This window comes from Bacillus sp. 007/AIA-02/001, from assembly GCF_004634455.1.
Taxonomy (GTDB): Bacteria; Bacillota; Bacilli; order Bacillales; family Bacillaceae_G; genus Bacillus_A; species Bacillus_A cereus.
The window spans coordinates 1-22,441 of the sequence record NZ_SEIY01000027.1; the positions used below are offsets into that span (position 1 = coordinate 1).

Consider the following 22,441-nt stretch of genomic DNA (forward strand, 5'->3'; position numbering starts at 1 on the left):
TTGCATGTATTAGGCACGCCGCCAGCGTTCATCCTGAGCCAGGATCAAACTCTCCAATAAAGTTAGTTTGTCTAGCACCTAAAATAAAAATTGACGTTTCACGTTGTTTGTTTCGTTCAGTTTTCAAAGAACTTGTCCGCCGCTTCAGAAGCGACTTCATCATATTAACATCTTCATTTTTCGATGTCAACTAAGTTTTAAAATTTCTTTTTTGTCGTTTTCTGCGTTTCCGCATCAGCGACGTTTATTAATATACCATCATACTTTTTAAATAACAAGTGTTTTTTTATAAAAATATAAAAAAATTATCTACCCTACTTTCTTCTATAGAAATAACTATTATCCTCTCTACTAAAAATAGTTATTCTGATTGTATACTACTACACTTCATTCAACCAAATTGAATTTCACAATACCTTCCCAAATTTTCATTCTCTTCTATATTAAGGTTTATAATAATTATCCTTCTATAAAATAACTATACAAATTAGCCGTAAGAAAAAATCCCATCTACATTAAACAGCCACTCGCGCGCATTATCCCCTTCCTTCTCATTCGAAAATTCCCCCCTACAAATTAACAACATTCCAATCCTAATATAAACTTAAGGATATTGTTAGAATTTTTTTACATTTAATTAATGAAAAATATCCATTTTTTGTTATATAGTAAGAAAGGACGCACTCAACTATAAATAAACCAATGGAGGAATTATTTTATGGATAGGTTAACAAAGTTTTCATTAAAAAACCGAGCTGCCATTATCATCATGATCTTTCTCATTTCCATACTCGGTGTTTATTCCGGCTCTAAATTACCTATGGAATTTTTACCAAGTATCGACAATCCGGCAATTACCGTCACAACCTTATCTCAAGGACTCGACGCTGAAACGATGACAAAGGATGTAACTGATCCTCTCGAAAAACAATTTCGCAATTTAGAACACGTCGACACCATTACTTCTTCTACATACGAGGGATTATCACGTATCGACATTGCGTATACATCAAAAGCAAACATGAAAGATGCAGCACGCGAAGTCGAAAAAGCCGTCAATACAATTAAATTACCTAAAGATGTAACCAAGCCCGTAGTTAGTCAATTAAACACTTCTATGATTCCACTCGCTCAAATTACTATCCAGAAACAAAACGGTTTTTCAAAAGCAGATGAAAAACAAATTGAAAAAGAAATCGTACCACAACTCGAAAACATTGATGGTGTTGCCAACGTTATGTTTTTCGGAAAATCCACCTCTGAATTATCTATCGTACTTGATCCGAACCAATTAAAAAACAAAAACGTAACATCACAGCAGGTACTAACTGTTTTACAAGGAAAAGAAACTTCTACTCCAGCTGGGGCAATTACTGTTAATCAGGAAGAATACAACCTCCGCGTCATTGGGGACATAAAAAATGTAAATGACATTAAAAACATCACTGTGGCACCCCAAGTGAAATTGCAAGACATTGCTCAAATTGAAATTAAACAACACTACGATACAATCTCACATATAAACGGAGAAGAAGGCACAGGATTAATCATCATGAAAGAACCGAGTAAAAATGCAGTTGCCATTGGAAAAGAGATTGATAAAAAAGTTAAAGAGATAGATAAGGAATATAAAGATCAATTTTCTATTAAACTTTTGGCTTCAACCCATGAACAAGTTGAAAATGCTGTTACTAGCATGGGAAAAGAAGTAATACTTGGAGCAATTGCTGCAACTCTAATTATCTTAATCTTTTTACGTAACTTCCGAACAACACTCATCGCTGTTGTCAGTATTCCATTATCTATTTTATTAACACTCTTTTTACTACATCAATCTAACATTACGCTTAACATTTTAACCCTCGGTGGTTTAGCTGTTGCGGTTGGACGTCTCGTCGATGATAGTATCGTTGTCATCGAGAATATTTTCCGCCGTTTACAAAAAGATTCTTTCTCTAAAGATATCATTCTCGATGCAACGAAAGAAGTCGCAGTCGCAATTACTTCTTCTACTTTAACAACGGTCGCTGTTTTTTTACCTATCGGCCTCGTAGCGGGAGCAATCGGAAAATTAATGTTACCTATGGTATTAGCAGTTGTATATTCTATACTATCATCCTTAATCGTTGCACTAACAGTTGTTCCACTTATGGCTTTTTTACTACTCAAAAAAACAAAGCATCGAAAGCCAAATTCTTCATCACGATATGTCGCTACATTAAAGTGGGCTCTTTCTCATAAATTCATTATTCTACTTACTGCATTTTTATTATTTGTAGGATCAATTGTAGCTTATATATTACTACCGAAAGCAAACATAAAATCTGAAGACGACACAATGTTATCTATTAACATGACATTTCCAGCCGATTATAATGCTGAATCTCAAAAACAAAAAGCATTTGATTTTGAAAAGAAATTACTTTCTAATTCAGATATAACAGACGTTATTTTACGAATGGGATCTAGCGCAGAAGATGCACAATGGGGGCAAACAACTAAAAATAACCTCGCTAGTATATTCGTAGTCTTTAAAAAAGGTTCTGATATTGATCAATATATTAAAGAGTTAAAAGAGGAAAATAAAACTTTTGAGCCTGCTGAACTTGATTATATAAAAACAAGTTATTCAAGCTCTGGCGGCGGCAATAACTTACAATTTAACGTAACAGCTACTAACGAAGCGGATTTAAAAGAGGCGGCTACTATCGTTGAAACAAAACTAAAAAGCATGGATGATCTTTCTAAAGTAAAAACAAATTTAGAAGACTCTAAAAAAGAATGGCAAATTCATATTGATCAAACAAAGGCTGAACAACTAGGTTTAACACCAGAAATAGCTGCGCAACAAGTAGCATTCCTTATGAAGAAATCACCTATTGGCGAAATTACAATTAATAACGAAAAAGCTACTATTATGATAGAACACAAAAAAGAAAACATTAATAAACAAGAAGATATTTTAAATACAAACATACTATCACCTATTAATGGACCAATACCTTTAAAAGACATCGCAACTATTTCAGAAAAACAAACGCAAACAGAAATTTTCCATAAAGACGGAAAAGAAACAATCCAAATTACAGCCGAAGCTTCAAATGAAGATTTGAGTAAAGTAAACACAGCAGTAAATAAAGCGATGACTGACTTAGATTTACCTAGTGGTGCAAAAGTAAATATCGCAGGAGCTACTGAATCTATGCAAGAGAATTTTACAGATTTATTCAAAATTATGGGGATTGCAATCGGGATTGTATATTTAATTATGGTTATCACCTTCGGGCAAGCGCGTGCTCCTTTTGCAATCCTATTCTCCTTACCGTTAGCTGCTGTCGGTGGTATTTTAGGATTAATCATTTCACGAACACCTGTTGATGTAAATTCCTTGATCGGCGCATTAATGTTAATCGGGATTGTTGTTACAAACGCTATTGTATTAATAGAAAGAGTCCAACAAAATCGGGAACACGGAATGGAAACTAGAGAAGCCTTACTTGAAGCAGGTTCTACTAGACTACGCCCAATTATTATGACAGCTATTACAACAATCGTTGCTATGCTCCCACTCCTATTTGGCCAATCCCAAGCAGGAAGTATGGTATCAAAAAGTTTAGCCGTCGTCGTCATCGGCGGTTTGGCAGTCTCAACTGCTCTTACATTAGTAGTCGTTCCAGTTATGTATGAACTATTAGATAAAATCGGGAGAAAAAGACGCTCCCGTAGGAAAATAAGCACTTCTACAGAAACACCTGATATTTAAAAACAAAAGGCGTTACCTTCACAAATGAAGATAACGCCTTCTCTCTATTTATTCATAAAATCCATCATTTTTTCCACATATTGCTCTATAGGTTTACTAGAATCCACAATCCAAATTACATCTGTTCTTCTTTATAATTAATCACAAATTCAACAATCATTACATCCATTCCTTCTATATTAAAATACAAAAGAACCCCCTACCTATAAATAGAGAGTTCTTCTTTATAATTTATGCCGCTTTTACCTTTTTCGTTGTTTTACTTTTTCTTTTCGTTCCTGTAAAGCGCTTGTGTAATATAGATGCTATCAAGCGTGAAATAACATTGAATAGTAATACCATAATAATTAATACAGCTGCAGATTTTGTCGCAATCAACTTCGCATCTGGAATAACTCCTTCAGAATTTAATTTCCAAATGTGAACCGCTAATGTTTCAGCTGGTCTAAACGGATTTAAAGGATGCGCAGGACTTGATAAATCCGCTGCTGAATTTAAAATCGGGGATGTTAAACCCGCTGTGTAAATTAATGCTGCCGCTTCCCCAAATATACGACCCGCCGCTAAAATAATCCCTGTAATAATTTGTGGTAATGACGATGGGATAATAATACGAGCGATTGTTTGCCACTTCGTTGCACCTAATCCAAGACTTGCCTCTTTTACATTATGAGGAACTTCTGAAATCGCATTTTCACAAACACGCGTTAAACCTGGTAAATTTAAAATAGTTAAAGCAAGAGCACCACCCATTACTGTGTATCCCCAACCTGTCATTGTAACGAACACTAACAAACCAAATAAACCAACAACAATAGAAGGTAAAGACGCCATCGTCTCTATACATAGACGAACAAAATTTAAAAAACGTCCTTGTTTTGCGTACTCTGCTAAATATATTCCAGCACCTAATCCAAGAGGAATAGATATAATAAGCGTTATAACAAGCATGTAGAAGGAATTGAATAACTGCGGACCAATCCCACCACCAGCTCTTGTATTGCTTGGTTCTCCAAACAAGAAATTAGGATCCCAAAATCCCCATCCCTTTTGTAAAATTTCAAATACTAAGAACACTAGCAAAGCTACAACTAAAGCTGCAACCGCATAAAAGATACCTGTCCAAACTTTATTTACCGTTCTTGCATTCATTATTATCGCTCACCTCTTTGCCCAATCGCTCGAATTACTAAAATAAACAGGAATGAAATAACAAGTAAAATCATCGCTAAAGTCCATAGCGCATTGTTCCAAGCAGTTCCGTTCAATGTATTCGTCATGTCCATTGTTAAAATACCAGTTAACGTCGCTGTCGGACTATATATTCCTTCTGGTAATTTAATCGTATTCCCGATTACCATTTGAACCGCTAGCGCTTCACCAAAAGCACGCGCTAAACCTAAAACAACACCTGTTAAAATCCCTTTCTTCGCAGCAGGAACAATTACTCGGCTAATCGCTTGCCATTTCGTTGATCCTAGACCATAAGAAGCTTCTAAATAATCAAATGGAACAGAACGTATTGCATCAGAAGCGATACTAGCAATAGTAGGTAAAATCATAATACTTAATACAACAATACCTGCAATTAAGCTAAAGCCTACTCCCCCAAACGAATCACGTAATAGTGGTACTAAAATCGTAACACCTAATAATCCGTATACAACCGAAGGAATACCAACTAACAATTCTAGAACAGGCTTCAATACTTTATTTCCAAACTTTGGCGAAATTAAATTCATGAATATAGCAAGAGCTATAGCAATTGGTGCACTAATAATAACCGCACCTAACGAAACCACCGTTGAACCTACAATGAAAATTAAAGCCCCGAAGGATCCTTGATCAGCATTTGGATTCCATTTTGTCGATGTTAACATCTCAGTAAATGAGATACCACTTTGTGTAAAAGATTGAATACCTTTCCCACAAATAAACGCAATAATAGCTAATGTAATTAAAACAATAAAAATACCACAAAACGTAACAAGTGATCTTCCTATATATTCACTTTTTACGTAATTAATTTGTTTTTTCCCCTTCATCACAGGACAGACCCCACTTCACAGATTGAAATGAACAGGACTGGCCTTGCAGCCAGCCCCATAAAATTTTATTACTTATTTAATTTAGACATTGGAATGTAGCCCATATCTTCTACTTGCTTTTCAAAATCTTTACCTTTTACATAATCGATGTAAGCTTTCGTCGCTTCCTTCGCTTCACCTTTTGTTACCATATATTCGTAAGACCAGAATGGATATTTACCAGACGCAATGTTTTCAACTTTCGGTTCAGCACCATCAATTTTCACTGTTTGTAGTGCGCCTTTTTTCTCGCCGACCATGTAAGACATTGCTAAATAACTCACCGAACCAGGAGTAGAGTTAATCGCTTGCTCTACTGCACCGTTAGAATCTTGTGTTGTACCAGTTCCATCATTAATTTTCGCGTCTTTCATAATCGTTTTTTCAAATGTAGCACGTGTACCAGATGAAGCCGGACGATTAATTACATTGATTTTTTCATCTTTTCCGCCTACTTCTTTCCAGTTTGTTACTTTTCCAGTGAAGATATCTTGTACTTGTTGCATTGTTAAGTTATCAACTTTTACATCTTTATTTACGACAAGAGCGAATGCAATACCCGCTACCTTGTTATCTACTAATTCTTTCGCCTTTTCAGCATCTTTTATTTTATCTCCGGACGGAACATCCGAATTACCAATTTGCACTGCACCAGATGCTACTTGGTTAATCCCAGTTCCACTACCGCCACCTTGAACTTGAATAGAAACTTTTGAATTTTTCTCCATGAATTTCTTTCCAGCTTCCTCCGCAAGAGGTAGAAGAGCTGTAGAACCAGCCGCTGCAATCGTACCTGATAATTCTTGTTTTGTATTATCGCTTCCTTTAGCAGTTTCTTTACTAGTTGTATCTTCTGCTTTCCCACAACCAACTAATGCTCCTGCTACCACTAAAGCTGCTAAAGAAAATTTAATACCTTTTTTCATAACCATGTCTTGTACCCCCATTTGGATTATCACTTTTCGAATTCATTTTCTTTCGAACACAAATTCATTGTAGGACAACAATATTATGTGAGTGTTAAGCAATTTTTAATTTTAAGTAAATGACGATAATAATCCTTAAAAGCTAGAAATCCCAACATTTATAGTTAAATAACCCAACAAAAACCACACTAACTACGCTGCAATGTAAATATATTCTTAACAATGTAAATTCAATGTAAATGTTTTTCTCTCTTTTTCCCTTTTCGTTAAAGTTACATTTACAATTCCGCTGTATTTTGTAATTTTTACACACCTAATTTATGCACATTAAAAATAATTTCAGTAATATTTTTTAGTACAACTAAATAAATTGGAACAATTCTAAAAATAAATGAATATTTTTAAAGTACTAATTGACAACATAATCCAATGTAGTCTACTATATTACTAACAAAAAGTTTACCTTAGGAAACTTTTTAAACTCAAACTAAAAATATAGAGATGAGGTAACTTTTATGGTATCGGCTAATATAAAACCACTTTCCGAATTTAAAATAGGAGAGTTTGTACAAATTGAGAAGATACAATTAGAAGGAACTATGAAACGACGCTTATTAGATTTGGGATTTATCCCGGGGGCGACGATTAAAGTATTGCAACGCAGTCCACTTGGAGATCCGGTCGCTTATCAAGTGAGCAACACAACTATTGCACTGCGTAAAGAAGAAAGCTCCCTTATTTTCGGGGTATTAATAGGAGATGATTTCAGATGAGCAAACATCGTATCGCTTTAGCTGGTAACCCGAATACAGGGAAAAGTACATTATTTAATACTTTAACAGGCTTAAAACAACATACTGGAAACTGGACGGGAAAAACTGTTTTAAAAGCTGAAGGAGAATATGAACATAACGGAAGTAATTATACATTAATAGATTTACCGGGAACTTACTCACTATACTCAAATTCCGCAGACGAAGAAGTAGCGAGGGATTATATTATATTTGAAAAACCAGAAGTAACTGTAGTTGTTATAGACGCAACTGCTATGGAAAGAAATTTAAATTTAGCACTCCAGGTGATGGAGATGACAAATAATGTAGTCATTTGCATTAACTTAATTGATGAAGCCGAGAAAAAAGGGATTGTTATCGATGAAAAGAAATTAGCAAAATCACTTGGTGTACCTGTCGTTAAAATTTCAGCACGTAACCGAGTAGGTATTGGTCATTTGCTAAATGTTATTGCAAGAGTAGCAAATAAAAAACTAATTCCAACACCAATTAAAATTACTTACAGCGAAAAAATTGAAAATATGATTCAGGAATTAGAACCACAAATTTATAAAGTGTTCGGTGATACGTATCCAGCACGTTGGATTGCGTTACGTATATTAGATGGAGATAAAAATTTCTTAACTACACTTCAAAAACACCATAATGAACCACTTGTAAGGGAGGTCGTAATTAATGGAATCTCACTCAGCCAGTAAAGGTCTTCCATTAGACTATATTATTCAACATGCACAAACACTTTCAAAAGAAGATATACGAGATGATATAGTCGGAGATATTTACCGAACATCTGCAAGCATATGTAAAGAATCTGTCCAATATACAAATACTGATAAATTATATCGTTCTGAAAAACTAGATAAAATTTTCACATCTCCAATCTGGGGATTCCCAATTATGCTCGGTATTTTATCTATTATTTTTTATCTTACAATTGCAGGCGCTAACGTACCATCTGATATGATTGCCGAATTCTTCGGATGGGCCGAAGGATATTTAACATCTTGGTTCCAAGCAGCGCATGCACCTGAATGGTTACATGGCATTTTAATACTTGGTTTGTTCCGTGGTATCGGTGCTGTTATTAGCGTTATGTTACCACCTATGGCAATCTTTTTCCCTATGTTCGCGCTATTAGAAAACTACGGATACTTACCACGTGTCGCGTTTAATATGGACCGCTTATTCAAACGATCCGGCGCACACGGGAAACAATCTTTAACAATGGCAATGGGATTTGGTTGTAATGCAGCAGCCATTATGTCAACACGTATCATTGAATCACCACGTGAACGTATGCTAGCAATTTTAACGAACAACTTCGTTCCTTGTAACGGTCGCTGGCCTATGTTAATTTTAATGGCTTCACTATTTATGGCTGCTGGTTATACAGGCAGTATGCAAACATTGGTTACTGCTGGCGTTGTAGTTGGAATGGTTGTAATTGGTGTTATTATGACATTAACTGTTTCTTGGGTACTATCAAAGACAGCCTTAAAAGGGATTCCAACTCACTACACACTTGAGTTACCTCCGTACCGCAAGCCAAAAGTTTGGAATACCATTGTTCGCGCAACACTCGATAAATCAATCTATGTTTTAAAACGAGCTATAGTTGTTGCTGCCCCTGCGGCTGCATTAACTTGGTTACTTGCTAACATTTTTATCGGTGACACAAGCTTACTTATGTATTTTGTAAACTTCCTAGATCCATTTGCTAAAATGTTAGGACTTGACGGGTTTATTCTAGCTGCATTCATTCTTGGACTACCCGCTAATGAAATTGTAATCCCAATTTTATTAATGTCTTACTTATCAACTGGGGCTTTAACTGAAATAGATGATTTTAATCAAATTAAAAATCTATTCCTAGAAAATGGTTGGACTTGGTTAACAGCGTTAAACACAATGTTGTTCTCACTTCTTCATTTCCCGTGCGGAACAACACTTGTTAATATATACAAAGAAACAAAAAGTGCAAAATGGACATTCTTATCGTTTGCAATCCCTACCGTTATCGCCATTGTTGTTACATTCCTCTCTACACAATTGGTACATTGGTTAGAGCTTGTATAAAGCAAAGCATACATAGAAGGTATCCCCCTTCACATATGCTTTGCACGAAAGAGACCTGAAATTATTCAGGTTTCTTTTTTTGCACATCAGTATTCCACGGCTGTGCTCCATACGTTGTGAGTTTTTTATGAATAAAATATATAGTTCCTGGAAGAACTGCCATTAATATCGTGCAACTAATTCCTAATCCAGTAAACAACTTTCATCACCTTATTTCACTCTTTTCGGTAAAGCTGAACCTGAATGTTCAATTGTTGGATGAACATGAACAGTAATTTCAGCATTACTAAAGTAATTTTCGCCTTGATCCCAATTCTTACTTATTTTTGTCCACTCTTTATAATTATGTCGCTTATACACTTCCCCTAACTCTAATACATCTACCTTATATTTTTTTTGAACAAGCTTAATCGATTTTTGAATACGCTCCTCCATTTCTTCCGATATATCCTTCTCTAAACGCTTTTCATTCAAAACCTTTTTATGATCACTGAAATGCAACTCAGCCAATGTGCCTTCCAGAGATAAATGAATATCAAACTTTGGTTTTGTAGCATTCGTTGTAGATACTTTAATTTTTCGACGCAACTTATGAATTTCATATGTAATAAGTTGATTTTTTTTACGAATCGTAAAAAAACCTCCAATTTTTTTGCCTATTATATAATTCATCCCTAATGTTTCTTCCCCACTCAAATTGCCTACACATTTATTATCCTTTCCACGAAACAATGCTGCACCGTTCATTTGTACCCCTTGTTTTGTCAGTTCAAGAATAGGTAATACAAAACTGCGGTTAGAGATCATCTTCTCCTGTACCTCCCCAATTCTTGCAGCCTCAATCATTTGGGCATTTTTCGGAGGGTGTTCAGCTAACATATCAATATACTGCGCCGGTAAATTTTCAGGCTTGGCACTTTGTTTTAAAATAGCTTCTGCATTTTTCTTAGAAACGAACAAACGAATATTTCTTCTCATTTCATGATCGCGAATATATACATCTAACGTATTTTGTAAAATGTATGGATGTGAAAGTAATTCTTCAGAGAAAATAATCACTTGTATATGAGGGAAAAATAATGTACGGCTAATTTTTTTAGCGATTATTCTTATTTGTTCAAATACACTATCTGCTTTTGCACTAACATTAATATAATTTTCGCTATCCCCACCCCCTTGTCCACCCTGTTGAGACAATTTACTGGGGAGTACCATCTGATAGGTCCCTTTCATAATTGGATTCGCTTTCTTCTCCTTCACGATATCGTAAGCCGCTCCTACTACAAATCCTCTTTCTTCTATCTCTTCTAACTCAGAACACCCACTCATAAATCCAGTTAAAGCCATAACCATTATAATTTTAAGAAGGTGTTTCATTTCCACCATTCCTTCTTTTTATTTTATATACAATTAAAACAAGCAAAGGTGCTAACACAACACACCCCATATCTATCCAAGCTAAATAAGTCCCATAACTTGATAAAGCATTCAAACTACTAGGTATCATATTCGCCATAAAAATAATTGGGGCACTTACGAAAATAAAAATATGTTTCTTCACTTTCGGAAACATAGCACAAAACAATAAAGATGCGACATCATAGTACATTGCTGTCGTGTTATAAATAGTAATAATCCAAGTCGTAAAAAAAATCGCATCAAACCTTTCTAAAAATCCTCCACCAATTTCAATTTCTTTCCCTAATTCAATTGTTGGATATGTCAATCCACGTGTTGTCATATACGTAAAAACACTAATACAAGTTACATAAATTAAAATGTATGACAGCACGTTTACCATCACCGCTTTCGCGACTGCCATTGGCGCTTTTTTCGCTGTCTTATCATTCAGCAACACCGCATAAAATAAAGCTACTTCAAATCCAATAAACGTAAAAATAGAATTTTTAACTCCAACAGCATATTGACTTACTTTCGTTTGAAAAGCTGGTAGTAAATTATTTATTTCCATTAAATTTATATTCAATAAAGAAAGAAGTACTATCGCAATTAAAACAATAGGCAAGAATAAAACATTTAACCTTAATAAGGCTGCTCTTGATCCTGCTATTCCATAAATAACAACTAATAAGAAGAAAAAAGACAGTAGTTGTATTGGTGTATCACTAAATAAATATGTTTGAGAAATAACTGAAATCATTCGCGATTCATACGCTGTCAAAGCAGCAAACGTTAATACTAAAATACTACTAATTGTGTATGCAACAGGCTTCGTCAAATGCGCACTCGTATATTGAACAAAATTTTGTTTTGGAAATAAGATAGCCACTCTCGTCACAAACCAGCCTAAAACTGCGCAAATCAGTCCACCCAAAAGCAAGATAATCCAACCGTCCGAAAATAAAGTTTGGTTAGCAATATCTCTTGGCATAGACAATGCCCCTATACCAATAATGGTCGATGATACCGCAAACCCAATTTCCCGAGATCCAATCTCTTCATCGCCATACTCAAATGGTTTCAATTATTTTCGCTCCTTTGGACGTATTGTAGAATCTTTTGTTTGTAAGTACTCCGGTCTATCTTTCAACATCGCTTTTGGTATGCGAATAAATTCTTCTTTCCAATCTTTATAAAATGCAGGAGCAATTGGAGTTGTATACGGTATACCAACACTTGTTAAATTTGTAATATGAACAGCAAGTGCAATCAGAGCTAGAATGATCCCATACAACCCAAAAGCCGTTGCAGCTAATACAAAGACGAAAAGTAAAATCCGGAACGTAATCGTAATACTATATACAGGAAGCGAGAACGTAGCAATCGCAGTAACTGCAATAATAATAACTAAAAACGGATTTACAATCCCTGCATTTACCGCAGCTTCTCCAATTACAAGACCTCCTACAATCCCTATCGTTTGTCCCATTGGTTTGGGCAATCGGATTCCAGCTTCTCGTATTAATTCCATAGTCAAGGCCATCATTAACGTTTCAATATATGCTGGAAACGGAACACCTTCCCTCGCACCTGCAATTGAATAAGCCAGTTTAGAAGGAATAAGTCCTTGATGATAAGATACAAGTGCTACATACATAGCTGGTAACAAAACCGCGATTATACCTGAACCCATACGTAAAAATCTTAGTAACGTTCCAATCACCCAGCGCTCGTAATGATCTTCTACAGATTGAAAAATATCAACAAACACAAGCGGTGCAATAAGTGCAAACGGAGATCCGTCTACTAAAATGGCCGCTTTTCCCTTCGCTAATGACGCTATAATATTATCTGGCCTCTCTGTATTCAAAAACTGTGGAAATGGAGATAAATTATTATCCTGAATTAATTGTTCAATCGTACCTGTTTCCAAAATAACATCTGTCACTATTGATTGAAGACGGCGATCTAACTCTTTTACAATGTGAGGATTAATAATATCTTCTATATATACTAGGGTTACTTCTTTCTGCGATCGCTTCCCCATAATATAAGATTGGAACCTCAACTTTGGATCGCGTAAACTGCGTCGGATTAACATTTTATTCACATTAATATCTTCATTTAATCCAACTCTTGGTCCGCGTATTAAATCTTCTGTCACTGGTGGCTCTAAACTTCTCTTCTCCCAAGCCCTACTATTAATAACGATAGCAGTTTGAATATTATCAATTAATATAACTGTATCTCCCGCTAAAATCGCATTTATAATATCCGGAAACGTTGTCTTCTTACCCACTTCCGCAATAGAAATAAAACGATCCAATAACGTCTGAACGACAGCCGCTTCATTTTGCACTTCTTCATATTGAAGAGTACGAACTACATATTTATAAACATTATCCTTGTCTGTTAACCCACATAAAAACACAACCGCACAACGTGTAAAACTCCCAGCAAGAACAACTTCTCTAATTGTTAAATCATTAGGTGAACCTAACTCATCCCTAATTTCTTTCATAACTTCAAATAAGTTACCTTCAAGCTCTAACAATTTCCCCACCTAACTTCCTTTTCAACAAGTTTTTAGTTAGATTCCGCTAATTGAAGAAAATATATACAAAAAAGAGCTATCTCTTTTCAAAGATAGCTCTAATAAAGTAAAACTTTAATCAGCCCTCACCAATCGGACTTTTACAGGCAGCAGGGCCCCTACCTAACTTCTTTGCTTCCGCTGAATTTTGAGTTGAGGGTCTTACTGCCCGTTAATGCGGGATAAACGAATTACTTTTCTACTATTATATTGTTTTTCTTTATAGATACACTTTTTGTAAATCCACTAACTACAAACATCACAATCATATTAATTAACAATGCGACTATGCCTACATTCAAATCTTTTATATACTGCGGGAAACTCGGAAACATTGTGGCTATAGTTGAACCAGATAAGGTAATATATGCGACCACTAACAGCCCAACTCCTATTCCTGCAATCGCTCCTTGCTTCGTAATAATTTGGCGTGGAAACAAGCTACATACAAGTGCAGGGAAAAGTTGTGTAACAATACTGTATCCCATTAATAGAAGCGCTCCTATCGTTTCTCCTCCTTTAAATGTAAATAAAACTGCCACGAGCGTTACTACAGGCACAAATAATTTTGCCATCTTAGCAACTTGTCTATCTGAAGCAGATGGAACTATCGTTCGATAAATATTTTTCGCTAACAGTGTAGAAGCCGCCATAACAAGCATCGAACCCGGAACCAATGCCGTTAATACTCCCGCACTACCAATAATTCCAATAAACCAAGGATCAAAAGTTTGTAAAGCAAGACGGAATAACGAAAGATCTACATCCGCTCCCTTTAACCCAGGAACTTGCAATATAGCAGCAAATCCTGCAAAAAATACGAAAAGTAAAACTAAAGAATACAATGGCATAATTGCTGCATTTTTACGAAATACTTTTTCATTTTTTGCAGAAAAAGCAGAAGCAAATGTATGAGGCCACATATAAAAACCGAGGGCCGTTAATATAATAGTAGAAACAAACCAAGAAATACTCATTCCTTCTTCAGGTAAAGATAAAAATCCCGGTTTCGCTGCCTCTACAGCCTCAAACATCGGCTGAAATCCTCCATAATAATGATACGGTAAATATATACCTAAAAACATAACGATAAACAGTATCATAATATCCTTCAAAGCAGCCGTCCAAGCCGAACCATGTATACCTGAAACCATTACATATATAGTTATAACAATAGCACCAATCCAAACCGCAACAACAGGTGACACCCTTCCGTAAGAAGCTTCTGAAACGATAATTCCCAGTCCTTTTAACTGTAAAACAAGATATGGGATGATGGAAACAACACCAACAATTGAAACAATAATCCCAAGCGCTTTACTTCTATATTTCTTCGCAAAAAAATCCGACTGTGAAACAAGGTTATGCTCTTTCGCATACTTCCAAATCGGTGGCAATAAAAAATACGATAAAAGATAAGCTAAAGCGCCATAACCTAAAATATAAAAGGTAGGTGCTCCTTTGCTATACGCCCAGCCACTTCCTCCCAAAAATGTAAACGTCGTATAAATTTCACCTGCCATAAGGAGAAAAACAAAAATAGTGCCAAACCCTCTTCCCCCAACTGACCATTGCTCTAAATTCATATCTTTTCCATGTTGTGCCCGAATCCCTAAAAATAGTGCGAGAAACAAAAATAAAATAATGATAAGTAATGCAGTCATTTTACATCCTCCTTATTAGCAGGATCAAACACGTACACAAGCCCCATACAAAAAGATGTAATAAACACTGATAATAATACCCAAAATAATAAAAATGGCATCCCTAATACGTAAGGAGTAACTGAATTCGCAAATATTGGCCCAACTACTAAACAAAGAACTGGGATAAGCGCTAGAATGTGTATTTTCTTCATCTCATTCTCCTTTACTTATAAAGTTCATAATGGCTGATACAAAGACTTCCACTCCAATCGGTAATGCATCTTCGTCAATCGTAAAACGAGGGTGATGGTGAGGATATATAATACCTTTCTCTTTATTTCCCGCTCCGATAAAAAAGAATGTCCCCGGTGCCTTTTGTAAAAACGCTGAAAAATCTTCTCCAGCCATCGTCGGCTGTAAACGAACAACTCTATCCCTTCCATAAAGTTGTAATGCCGTTTGTTCAATAAGCTCTGTAGCTTCATAGTCATTTACAACTGGTCGATACCCATATTCATATGAAAATGTATATTTCGCTCCGTAAGATTCCGTAATATGCTTCACAATCCGCTCAATCTTCTTCTCTGTTTCACCTCGTAATTCATGTCTTAAACTTCTCACTGTCCCTTCAATCTCGGCTTGCTCTGGTATTACATTATGAGTTGTCCCCGCATGAAATTGCGTAACAGATATTACGAGAGAATCTAATGGATTCGTGAGGCGAGATACAATTTGCTGAAGTTGCGAAACGACTTGTGTTCCGATTGCAATACTATCCACCGTTTCATGAGGGATTCCAGCATGTCCACCTTTTCCCTCTATCTTAATTTTAAAAACATCCGGTGCAGCCATTGCAGGACCATAAATAACACCTATTTTCCCAACCTCTAACGACGCCCAAAGGTGAGCACCAATAATATAATCCACACCTTCCATTACACCTGCAGCAACCATCTCCTCTGCACCACCAGGAAAATTCTCTTCAGCATGTTGGAATAGAAAACGAATCTCTCCTTTAATCTTCTCTCTTTCTTCTACTAACTTATGTACAACCCCAAGTAATATCGCTATATGTCCATCATGACCACATGCATGCATTACACCTTTATATATAGAAATAAAATCAAACTCATTTTCTTCATGAATAGGAAGAGCATCCATATCGGCTCGAATCGCAACTGTTTTGCCCGGATGTTTACCTACTAACTTTGCCATCACACTATATTTAGTCGGCCGTGACACTTCTAAATATGGGAATTTCCGAAGTATATCGAACACAAACTGCGATGTTTTCTCTTCTTGAAAAGATAACTCTGGATACTTATGAAAATGCCTTCTCCACTCAACTAACTGATTTTTTGACAAAACAAGTTCCTTTGCAACATCCATTTCTCTTCTCCCCTTCTTCACCAAGTTAAATGTTATTATAACGTGAATTGTTAACTTTTAAAAGAATCTTCTGAATTTTCAGTGATAATAAACTAAAAAGAAAAAGCCATCCAAAAGATGACTTTTTCATTATTATAAAATAGTAATTGCTTGTTTTCCCATTTGCTCCCAAGCTTTCTCAAATTCTGCTCGCGGAACAGCCAAGCGCGGATTATTTTTAAGAGGATCATTTACATATACAAAGTTTTGATCATATCCAATTACTACTGCACTATGCTCATAATATGTAATTTTCACTTCGCCTGAACTCGTATTCCATGTTTCAAAACTACTTTCAGCTAGCGGCTTAAACGTCGTATTAATAATGACCCATACCGGAGAACCAGAACTAATTACTTTATATATATCTTGCATGTCTCTACCTGTTAAATTAATTACTTTTTCAGGAACATATTTTTCTGCTAAATCAAAGATTGGTTTATTGTATACACCATATCCAGGCTCTGCCTTTGTATAAATATTTCCCACAAATCCCTCGTAAGGATTTCCACGCAAACCATTTTGTTCAAATGGAACACGATGAATTTCGCTAGCAAGTTGCATCTTATCTACTTGTACACCTTTATATTGCAGCAACATAGCTAAACTTGTCACTTCACATCCTCGAGGTAATTCTGGTAATTGTTTAATAAACGGAACATCTTCAATCATAGCTGCTTCTTTCATTTCAGATAGAAACTCTAAGCGTAGAACTTGCGCCTTTTGCATGATTTTATCTTTTCCTATAAAAAATGCAGCAGCAAGTATAATTCCAAAAACAAAAAGATATTTTAACTTTTTCATTATAAACAAAACTCCATTAATTATTATTTTACAGATACACCTCTTATCATTGTACCCTTCTTCTTACTAGTTTGCTAGAAAGATCATGTGAATTATCGCTTATAGAATTAATTATAAAAATTCTAATTATTTTTAATAAAAAGAAAAATAAATATACATTTACAGAATATTTTGCTAAAATCAAAATTGTTAACATAGTGAAGATATCACCATGTTAACAAACATTCTTAGAGTATTTAGTCATAGTTCGTTTTTTACATACTCCATTCATTTCATAGCAAATAAACCGAGTGTGTTTTGCATCCCCCACTAATGATTAAAAACTCAGAATAAAACGAAGTTTACACATTCAAGAAAATACGGGGTGAGGGGCATATGAATCAACAAATTGAACAAACAGATTTAAAACGAACAATGAAAAGTAGACACCTATTTATGATTGCACTCGGCGGTGTTATCGGAACCGGGCTATTTATGGGATCTGGTCAAATCGTCCATAATGCCGGACCTGGTGGTGCTATTCTTGCATTTTTAGTCGGTGGATTTGTTATGTATTTAACGATGTTATGTCTTGGTGAATTATCCGTTGCTATGCCAGAAGCAGGTTCATTCCAAAGTTATGCAAGCAAATTCATTTCACCTGGTTTTGGATTTGTTGTCGGTTGGATGTATTGGTTAAATTGGGCTGTTACAGTTGGCGTAGAGTTAACAACTGTAAGTATTTTAATGAAACGCTGGTTTCCAGACGTTTCTTCCTGGATTTGGTGCGTTACATTTGCAGCAGCACTCTTCCTCGTAAACGCTTTATCAGCAAAAGCATATGCAGAAGCAGAGTTTTGGTTCGCAAGTGTAAAAGTCGCGACAATTGTCATTTTCATCGTGCTTGGTGGCGCTGTTATGTTCGGTCTACTAGACTTTAATGGAAAGCCAGCTCCAATGCTTCATAATTTCACTGAAAATGGCGGGCTATTTCCAAACGGTGCATTAGCTGTTCTTCTTACGATGATTACAGTAAATTACTCCTTCCAAGGAACAGAATTAATTGGAATCGCTTCAGGAGAAAGTGAAAATCCTGAAAAAACAATTCCAAAAGCAATAAAAAATACAATTTGGCGAACTCTCTTCTTCTTCGTCTTAGCGATATCAGTTGTTGTAGGTTTACTCCCATGGCAAGAGGCTAATCTAGTTGAAAGTCCCTTTGTACTTGTATTTGATGTAGCCGGTGTCCCATATGCAGCAGATATTATGAACTTTGTTATTATTACAGCTGTATTATCCGTTGCTAACTCTGGTCTATATGCAAATTCTCGTATGCTGTGGGCGATGGCAAAACAAGGAATGGCAAGCCCAGCATTTACGAAATTAACTAAAAAAGGTGTACCGCTAAATGCATTAATTTTCAGCCTAATTTTCGCTAGCCTGTCCTTACTAACAAGTGTATTTGCGGCAGATACTGTCTTTCTAGTTTTAACATCTATTGCAGCAATGGCTGCCGTTGTCGTTTGGATGTCAATCGCCGCTTCACAGTTTTTCTTCCGTAGAAATTTCGTGAAAAATGGTGGCGACATAAATGATTTAAAATATCGTACACCGCTCTATCCACTCGTTCCAATCGTAGCGTTCTCGCTCAATTTCATTACATTTGTTAGTTTGGCTTTCATTCCAGATCAAAGAATTGCTCTTTATTGCGGCATTCCATTTATGATTATTTGTTACATTTTATACCAAGTTAAATATAAAAAAATTGTCACACTTGAACAGCCACGAACTGTCACACAAGAAATAAACTAAATATACAAAATATTCAGCTATCTTTCTTATCATAAGATAGCTTTTTTCTATTTCTTGGATATCCTGGTATAACTTTATTTATCTTAAAATTTTCACAATCACGTTTTTCTCTGGAAAATAGTTTACAATGTAATCAAGTTACAAATGATATTCACCTTAAAAAGTGTGCATTTGTGTCTATTTTTTAACAATATATCAAAAACTATTGCCTTCTATAAATTAATAGGTTTATATTGTTTTATTGGCATAGTTTCAATCCAAGGAGAAAGGAGATTTTCAATCGTGCAACTAAAGAAAGCGTTTTGGAAGTTGGCTTCGCTTCTTCCGTTATCATTACTTCTGTTCCTCGGTGGCTGTGATAAAAAACTCGCAGTATTAAATCCGCAAGGACCTGTTGCAAAAGCACAGTATGATTTAATTGTTTGGTCATTCTTGCTTATGTCATTAATTATCGCAATTGTATTCATCTTGTTTACAGTCATCTTGATTCGTTATCGTGAAAAACCAGAGAATATGGACTATGAGCCACCTGAACAACACGGTAACACATTATTAGAAATCATTTGGACGCTTGTTCCTGTTATTATCGTTATCGCATTATCGATTCCAACAGTAAAAGCAACTTATGCTTCGGAAGAGGTTCCGAAAGAGTCCGAACATATTAAACCAGTGGAGATTTATGTTACATCTGCAAACTGGAAATGGTTATTCAGTTACCCAGAGGAAAAAATTGAAACCGTTAACTATTTAAACATCCCAGCTGGTGTACCAATTCAATTCAAACTGACTTCTGTCGGCCCAATGAATGCTTTCTGGGTACCAGAACTTGGTGGTATGAAGTACACAATGGATGGCATGATTATGGACCTTTATTTACAAGCTGATAAGCCAGGTTCTTACCTAGGCCGTAGCGCGAACTTCTCTGGTGAAGGATTCACTCACATGGAGTTCGAAGTTGAAGCAAAAACTAAAGAGAAATATGACAAGTGGGTTAAAGAAGTACAAGAAACTGCTCCTAAACTAACAGAAGCTAAGTACAACGAAATTGTTAAACCTGGTGTAGTTGGTCGTATGACATTCTCTAGTCACCACTTAAGTTATGTTGATCCAAAATCACTTGAATATTGTGATTACAACTACTACAAAAACAAAAAATAATAGCTATAATTCCAACAGATTGGAGTGAACACAGTGAAGCTTGATGAATTCTTTGTCACAGGTGATCCGATTATTTACGGTGCAGACGCTTCTATCGTTCTTGTGACATTAGCAATCATTTTCGTACTAACAAAGTATAAAAAATGGAAATGGCTTTGGGACGAATGGTTAACAACTGTTGACCATAAAAAAATCGGAGCTATGTATATTATTTCTGCGGTTATCATGTTATTCCGTGGTGGTATGGATGGTTTAATGATCCGTGCACAATTAACATTCCCAGAAACAACTTATTTAAACGCTGAACACTATAACGGGATCTTTACAACACATGGTACAGTAATGATTCTTTTCATGGCAATGCCATTCGTTATGGGATTAATGAACCTTGTAGTACCATTACAAATTGGTGCTCGTGACGTTGCATATCCGTTCTTAAATGCTTTAAGTTTCTGGTTATTCTTTGTCGGAGCAATGTTATTCAACATCGCTTTCGTAATTGGTGGTTCTCCAGACGCTGGGTGGACTTCTTACTTCCCAATGGCAGGTACAGAGTTTACTTCGGGCGTAGGAAATAACTACTACGCAATTGCATTACAGATTTCAGGTCTCGGTACGCTAATGACCGGTATTAACTTCCTTGTTACTATCTTAAAAATGCGTACACCTGGTATGACTTTAATGAGAATGCCAATGTTTACTTGGTCAATCTTAATTACAACAATTATCATTATTTTCGCTTTCCCAGTATTAACAGTTGCTCTTGCATTAATGACATTTGACCGTCTATTCGATGCTCACTTCTTTACGATGGCGAGCGGCGGTATGCCGATGTTATGGGCCAACCTGTTCTGGGTATGGGGTCACCCTGAAGTATATATCGTTATTTTACCGGCATTCGGTATTTTCTCTGAAATCATTAGTACATTCTCACGTAAGCGTCTATTCGGTTACAGTGCGATGGTATACTCAATGGTTGCAATTTCTTTACTAAGTTTCGTCGTATGGCTTCACCACTTCTTCACGATGGGTGCAGGTCCAGCGGTTAACTCATTCTTCTCGATTTCGACAATGGCGATTTCGATTCCAACCGGGGTTAAGATCTTTAACTGGTTGTTTACACTGTATAAAGGACGTATTCGTTTTACAGTTCCAATGCTTTGGTCATTGGCATTTATTCCAAACTTCGTAGTCGGTGGGGTTACAGGGGTTATGCTTGGAATGGCAGCTGCTGATTATCAATACCATAACAGCTACTTCCTAATCGCTCACTTCCACTACGTATTAATCGCAGGTACAGTATTCGCTATGCTTGCTGGATTCACATTCTGGTATCCAAAAATGACTGGTCATATGTTAAATGAACGCCTAGGTAAATGGACATTCTGGATCTTTATGAGCGGATTCAACATCTGTTTCTTCCCAATGTACTTCTTAGGTTTAGACGGTATGACTCGTCGTATGTACACTTACTCTGAAAGTCTTGGATGGGGATGGCTAAACCAAATCGCATCTGTTGGTGCGGTAATGATGGGTATCGGCTTCCTACTTCTTTGCTACAACGTAATTTGGAGTGCACGTCACGGTGAACGTGACACAACTGGAGATCCATGGGATGGTCGTACACTTGAATGGGCAACTCACTCTCCTGTACAACATTACAACTTCGCGAAGCTTCCTGAAATTAAAGAAGCTGATGCTTTCTGGTACATGAAAAAACGCGGAGAAACAGTTACACCAGCAGCAGAAGATATCAAACCAATTCACATGCCAAGTAACTCTGGTGTGCCTATTATTGCGTCTGGATTCTTCGGTCTTGCAGGTTTCGCATTAGTATTTAGCTGGTTCTGGCTTGCAGCAATCGGTGGAGTTGGTATTTTAGCTTGCTTAATCTATCGTTCATTCGATTATGATGAAGGTTACTATATCAGTGTTGATGAAATTAAAAAAACAGAACATATAGCATGAGAGGTG

The 22,441-nt window shown here is 36.1% G+C and carries 18 protein-coding genes and 1 rRNA gene; 7 read left to right on the plus strand and 12 right to left on the minus strand.

Annotation, left to right across the window (positions count from 1 at the left end):
- Nucleotides 1-60 (minus strand): 16S ribosomal RNA (locus ES895_RS27445); the annotation flags it as partial.
- A gap of 658 nt (nucleotides 61-718) precedes the next feature.
- Between ES895_RS27445 and ES895_RS27450 the strand changes: the two genes are divergently transcribed.
- Nucleotides 719-3,763 (plus strand): efflux RND transporter permease subunit, encoded by a 3,045-nt coding sequence (locus tag ES895_RS27450; RefSeq protein ID WP_135238816.1) that lies wholly within the window; start codon nucleotides 719-721, stop codon nucleotides 3,761-3,763.
- Nucleotides 3,764-3,994: 231 nt separating this feature from the next.
- Here the strand turns inward: ES895_RS27450 and pstA are convergent, their stop codons facing one another.
- The 3 genes from pstA to ES895_RS27465 all read right to left on the minus strand — a co-directional run bounded on the left by pstA (nucleotide 3,995) and on the right by ES895_RS27465 (nucleotide 6,782).
- Complete coding sequence (gene pstA / locus ES895_RS27455) at nucleotides 3,995-4,915, minus strand: phosphate ABC transporter permease PstA (RefSeq protein ID WP_000994140.1); 921 nt, start codon at nucleotides 4,913-4,915, stop codon at nucleotides 3,995-3,997.
- A gap of 2 nt (nucleotides 4,916-4,917) precedes the next feature.
- The gene (gene pstC, locus ES895_RS27460) at nucleotides 4,918-5,808 is read right to left on the minus strand and encodes a phosphate ABC transporter permease subunit PstC (RefSeq protein WP_000676676.1); all 891 of its coding nucleotides are present in this window, start codon (nucleotides 5,806-5,808) and stop codon (nucleotides 4,918-4,920) included.
- A gap of 71 nt (nucleotides 5,809-5,879) precedes the next feature.
- On the minus strand, nucleotides 5,880-6,782 hold the full coding sequence (locus tag ES895_RS27465) for a phosphate ABC transporter substrate-binding protein PstS family protein (protein ID WP_000245109.1): 903 nt from the start codon (nucleotides 6,780-6,782) through the stop codon (nucleotides 5,880-5,882).
- Between the two features lie 509 nt (nucleotides 6,783-7,291).
- Between ES895_RS27465 and ES895_RS27470 the strand changes: the two genes are divergently transcribed.
- From ES895_RS27470 to ES895_RS27480, 3 genes are read left to right on the plus strand one after another with little or no spacing between them, the layout of a single operon-like run.
- Nucleotides 7,292-7,549, plus strand: a complete 258-nt coding sequence (locus ES895_RS27470; RefSeq protein ID WP_000252982.1) for a FeoA family protein — start codon at nucleotides 7,292-7,294, stop codon at nucleotides 7,547-7,549.
- Entirely contained in the window at nucleotides 7,546-8,268 is a 723-nt protein-coding gene (locus ES895_RS27475; RefSeq protein ID WP_000033868.1) for a FeoB small GTPase domain-containing protein, read from the plus strand. Before ES895_RS27470 ends, ES895_RS27475 begins: the two co-directional genes overlap by 4 nt.
- Nucleotides 8,246-9,646, plus strand: a complete 1,401-nt coding sequence (locus tag ES895_RS27480) for a nucleoside recognition domain-containing protein (RefSeq protein ID WP_065704863.1) — start codon at nucleotides 8,246-8,248, stop codon at nucleotides 9,644-9,646. Before ES895_RS27475 ends, ES895_RS27480 begins: the two co-directional genes overlap by 23 nt.
- Before the next feature lie 61 nt (nucleotides 9,647-9,707).
- Here the strand turns inward: ES895_RS27480 and ES895_RS29535 are convergent, their stop codons facing one another.
- The 8 genes from ES895_RS29535 to ES895_RS27515 all read right to left on the minus strand — a co-directional run bounded on the left by ES895_RS29535 (nucleotide 9,708) and on the right by ES895_RS27515 (nucleotide 17,518).
- Entirely contained in the window at nucleotides 9,708-9,845 is a 138-nt protein-coding gene (locus ES895_RS29535; RefSeq protein WP_000493997.1) for a hypothetical protein, read from the minus strand.
- A gap of 11 nt (nucleotides 9,846-9,856) precedes the next feature.
- Entirely contained in the window at nucleotides 9,857-11,023 is a 1,167-nt protein-coding gene (gerLC, locus tag ES895_RS27485; RefSeq protein ID WP_000681627.1) for a spore germination protein GerLC, read from the minus strand.
- Nucleotides 11,007-12,131, minus strand: coding sequence for a spore germination protein GerLB (gene gerLB / locus ES895_RS27490; protein ID WP_000802004.1), 1,125 nt, complete (start codon nucleotides 12,129-12,131; stop codon nucleotides 11,007-11,009). Before gerLB ends, gerLC begins: the two co-directional genes overlap by 17 nt.
- Nucleotides 12,132-13,610 carry a spore germination protein GerLA gene (gene gerLA, locus ES895_RS27495; RefSeq protein WP_002196203.1) on the minus strand — a complete coding sequence of 493 codons (1,479 nt, stop codon included), beginning with the start codon at nucleotides 13,608-13,610 and terminating at the stop codon, nucleotides 12,132-12,134. It abuts the gene before it with no gap.
- Between the two features lie 221 nt (nucleotides 13,611-13,831).
- A complete protein-coding gene (locus tag ES895_RS27500; protein WP_000125929.1) occupies nucleotides 13,832-15,304 on the minus strand; it encodes a sodium:solute symporter family protein in 1,473 nt (490 codons plus the stop codon).
- Nucleotides 15,301-15,498: a DUF3311 domain-containing protein gene (locus ES895_RS27505; protein WP_000719833.1), complete on the minus strand. Its 198-nt coding sequence runs from the start codon at nucleotides 15,496-15,498 to the stop codon at nucleotides 15,301-15,303. The genes ES895_RS27500 and ES895_RS27505 overlap by 4 nt, the downstream gene beginning before the upstream one ends.
- 1 nt (nucleotide 15,499) lies before the next feature.
- Entirely contained in the window at nucleotides 15,500-16,675 is a 1,176-nt protein-coding gene (locus ES895_RS27510; protein ID WP_000382127.1) for an amidohydrolase, read from the minus strand.
- A gap of 132 nt (nucleotides 16,676-16,807) precedes the next feature.
- Complete coding sequence (locus ES895_RS27515) at nucleotides 16,808-17,518, minus strand: C39 family peptidase (protein ID WP_000734488.1); 711 nt, start codon at nucleotides 17,516-17,518, stop codon at nucleotides 16,808-16,810.
- A 375-nt stretch (nucleotides 17,519-17,893) separates the two neighbouring features.
- Here ES895_RS27515 and ES895_RS27520 point away from each other — a divergent pair, with 375 nt between their 5' ends.
- The 3 genes from ES895_RS27520 to qoxB all read left to right on the plus strand — a co-directional run bounded on the left by ES895_RS27520 (nucleotide 17,894) and on the right by qoxB (nucleotide 22,435).
- Nucleotides 17,894-19,309, plus strand: a complete 1,416-nt coding sequence (locus tag ES895_RS27520) for an amino acid permease (protein WP_001075749.1) — start codon at nucleotides 17,894-17,896, stop codon at nucleotides 19,307-19,309.
- Nucleotides 19,310-19,591: 282 nt separating this feature from the next.
- Nucleotides 19,592-20,467, plus strand: a complete 876-nt coding sequence (locus ES895_RS27525) for a cytochrome aa3 quinol oxidase subunit II (RefSeq protein WP_001176162.1) — start codon at nucleotides 19,592-19,594, stop codon at nucleotides 20,465-20,467.
- Between the two features lie 33 nt (nucleotides 20,468-20,500).
- Entirely contained in the window at nucleotides 20,501-22,435 is a 1,935-nt protein-coding gene (qoxB, locus tag ES895_RS27530; protein WP_000762367.1) for a cytochrome aa3 quinol oxidase subunit I, read from the plus strand.
- Nucleotides 22,436-22,441 lie beyond the last annotated feature (6 nt).

What these genes read in the sequence shown, in the direction of transcription:
- ES895_RS27470 (WP_000252982.1), top strand. Translation starts at nt 7,292, where the DNA reads ATGGTATCGGCTAATATAAAACCACTTTCCGAATTTAAAATAGGAGAG.
- ES895_RS27505 (WP_000719833.1), bottom strand. Translation starts at nt 15,498, where the DNA reads ATGAAGAAAATACACATTCTAGCGCTTATCCCAGTTCTTTGTTTAGTA.
- pstA (WP_000994140.1), bottom strand. Translation starts at nt 4,915, where the DNA reads ATGAATGCAAGAACGGTAAATAAAGTTTGGACAGGTATCTTTTATGCG.
- gerLC (WP_000681627.1), bottom strand. Translation starts at nt 11,023, where the DNA reads ATGAAACACCTTCTTAAAATTATAATGGTTATGGCTTTAACTGGATTT.
- ES895_RS27520 (WP_001075749.1), top strand. Translation starts at nt 17,894, where the DNA reads ATGAATCAACAAATTGAACAAACAGATTTAAAACGAACAATGAAAAGT.
- ES895_RS27510 (WP_000382127.1), bottom strand. Translation starts at nt 16,675, where the DNA reads ATGGATGTTGCAAAGGAACTTGTTTTGTCAAAAAATCAGTTAGTTGAG.
- ES895_RS27450 (WP_135238816.1), top strand. Translation starts at nt 719, where the DNA reads ATGGATAGGTTAACAAAGTTTTCATTAAAAAACCGAGCTGCCATTATC.
- pstC (WP_000676676.1), bottom strand. Translation starts at nt 5,808, where the DNA reads ATGAAGGGGAAAAAACAAATTAATTACGTAAAAAGTGAATATATAGGA.
- ES895_RS27465 (WP_000245109.1), bottom strand. Translation starts at nt 6,782, where the DNA reads ATGGTTATGAAAAAAGGTATTAAATTTTCTTTAGCAGCTTTAGTGGTA.
- ES895_RS27475 (WP_000033868.1), top strand. Translation starts at nt 7,546, where the DNA reads ATGAGCAAACATCGTATCGCTTTAGCTGGTAACCCGAATACAGGGAAA.
- ES895_RS27500 (WP_000125929.1), bottom strand. Translation starts at nt 15,304, where the DNA reads ATGACTGCATTACTTATCATTATTTTATTTTTGTTTCTCGCACTATTT.
- ES895_RS27480 (WP_065704863.1), top strand. Translation starts at nt 8,246, where the DNA reads ATGGAATCTCACTCAGCCAGTAAAGGTCTTCCATTAGACTATATTATT.
- ES895_RS27515 (WP_000734488.1), bottom strand. Translation starts at nt 17,518, where the DNA reads ATGAAAAAGTTAAAATATCTTTTTGTTTTTGGAATTATACTTGCTGCT.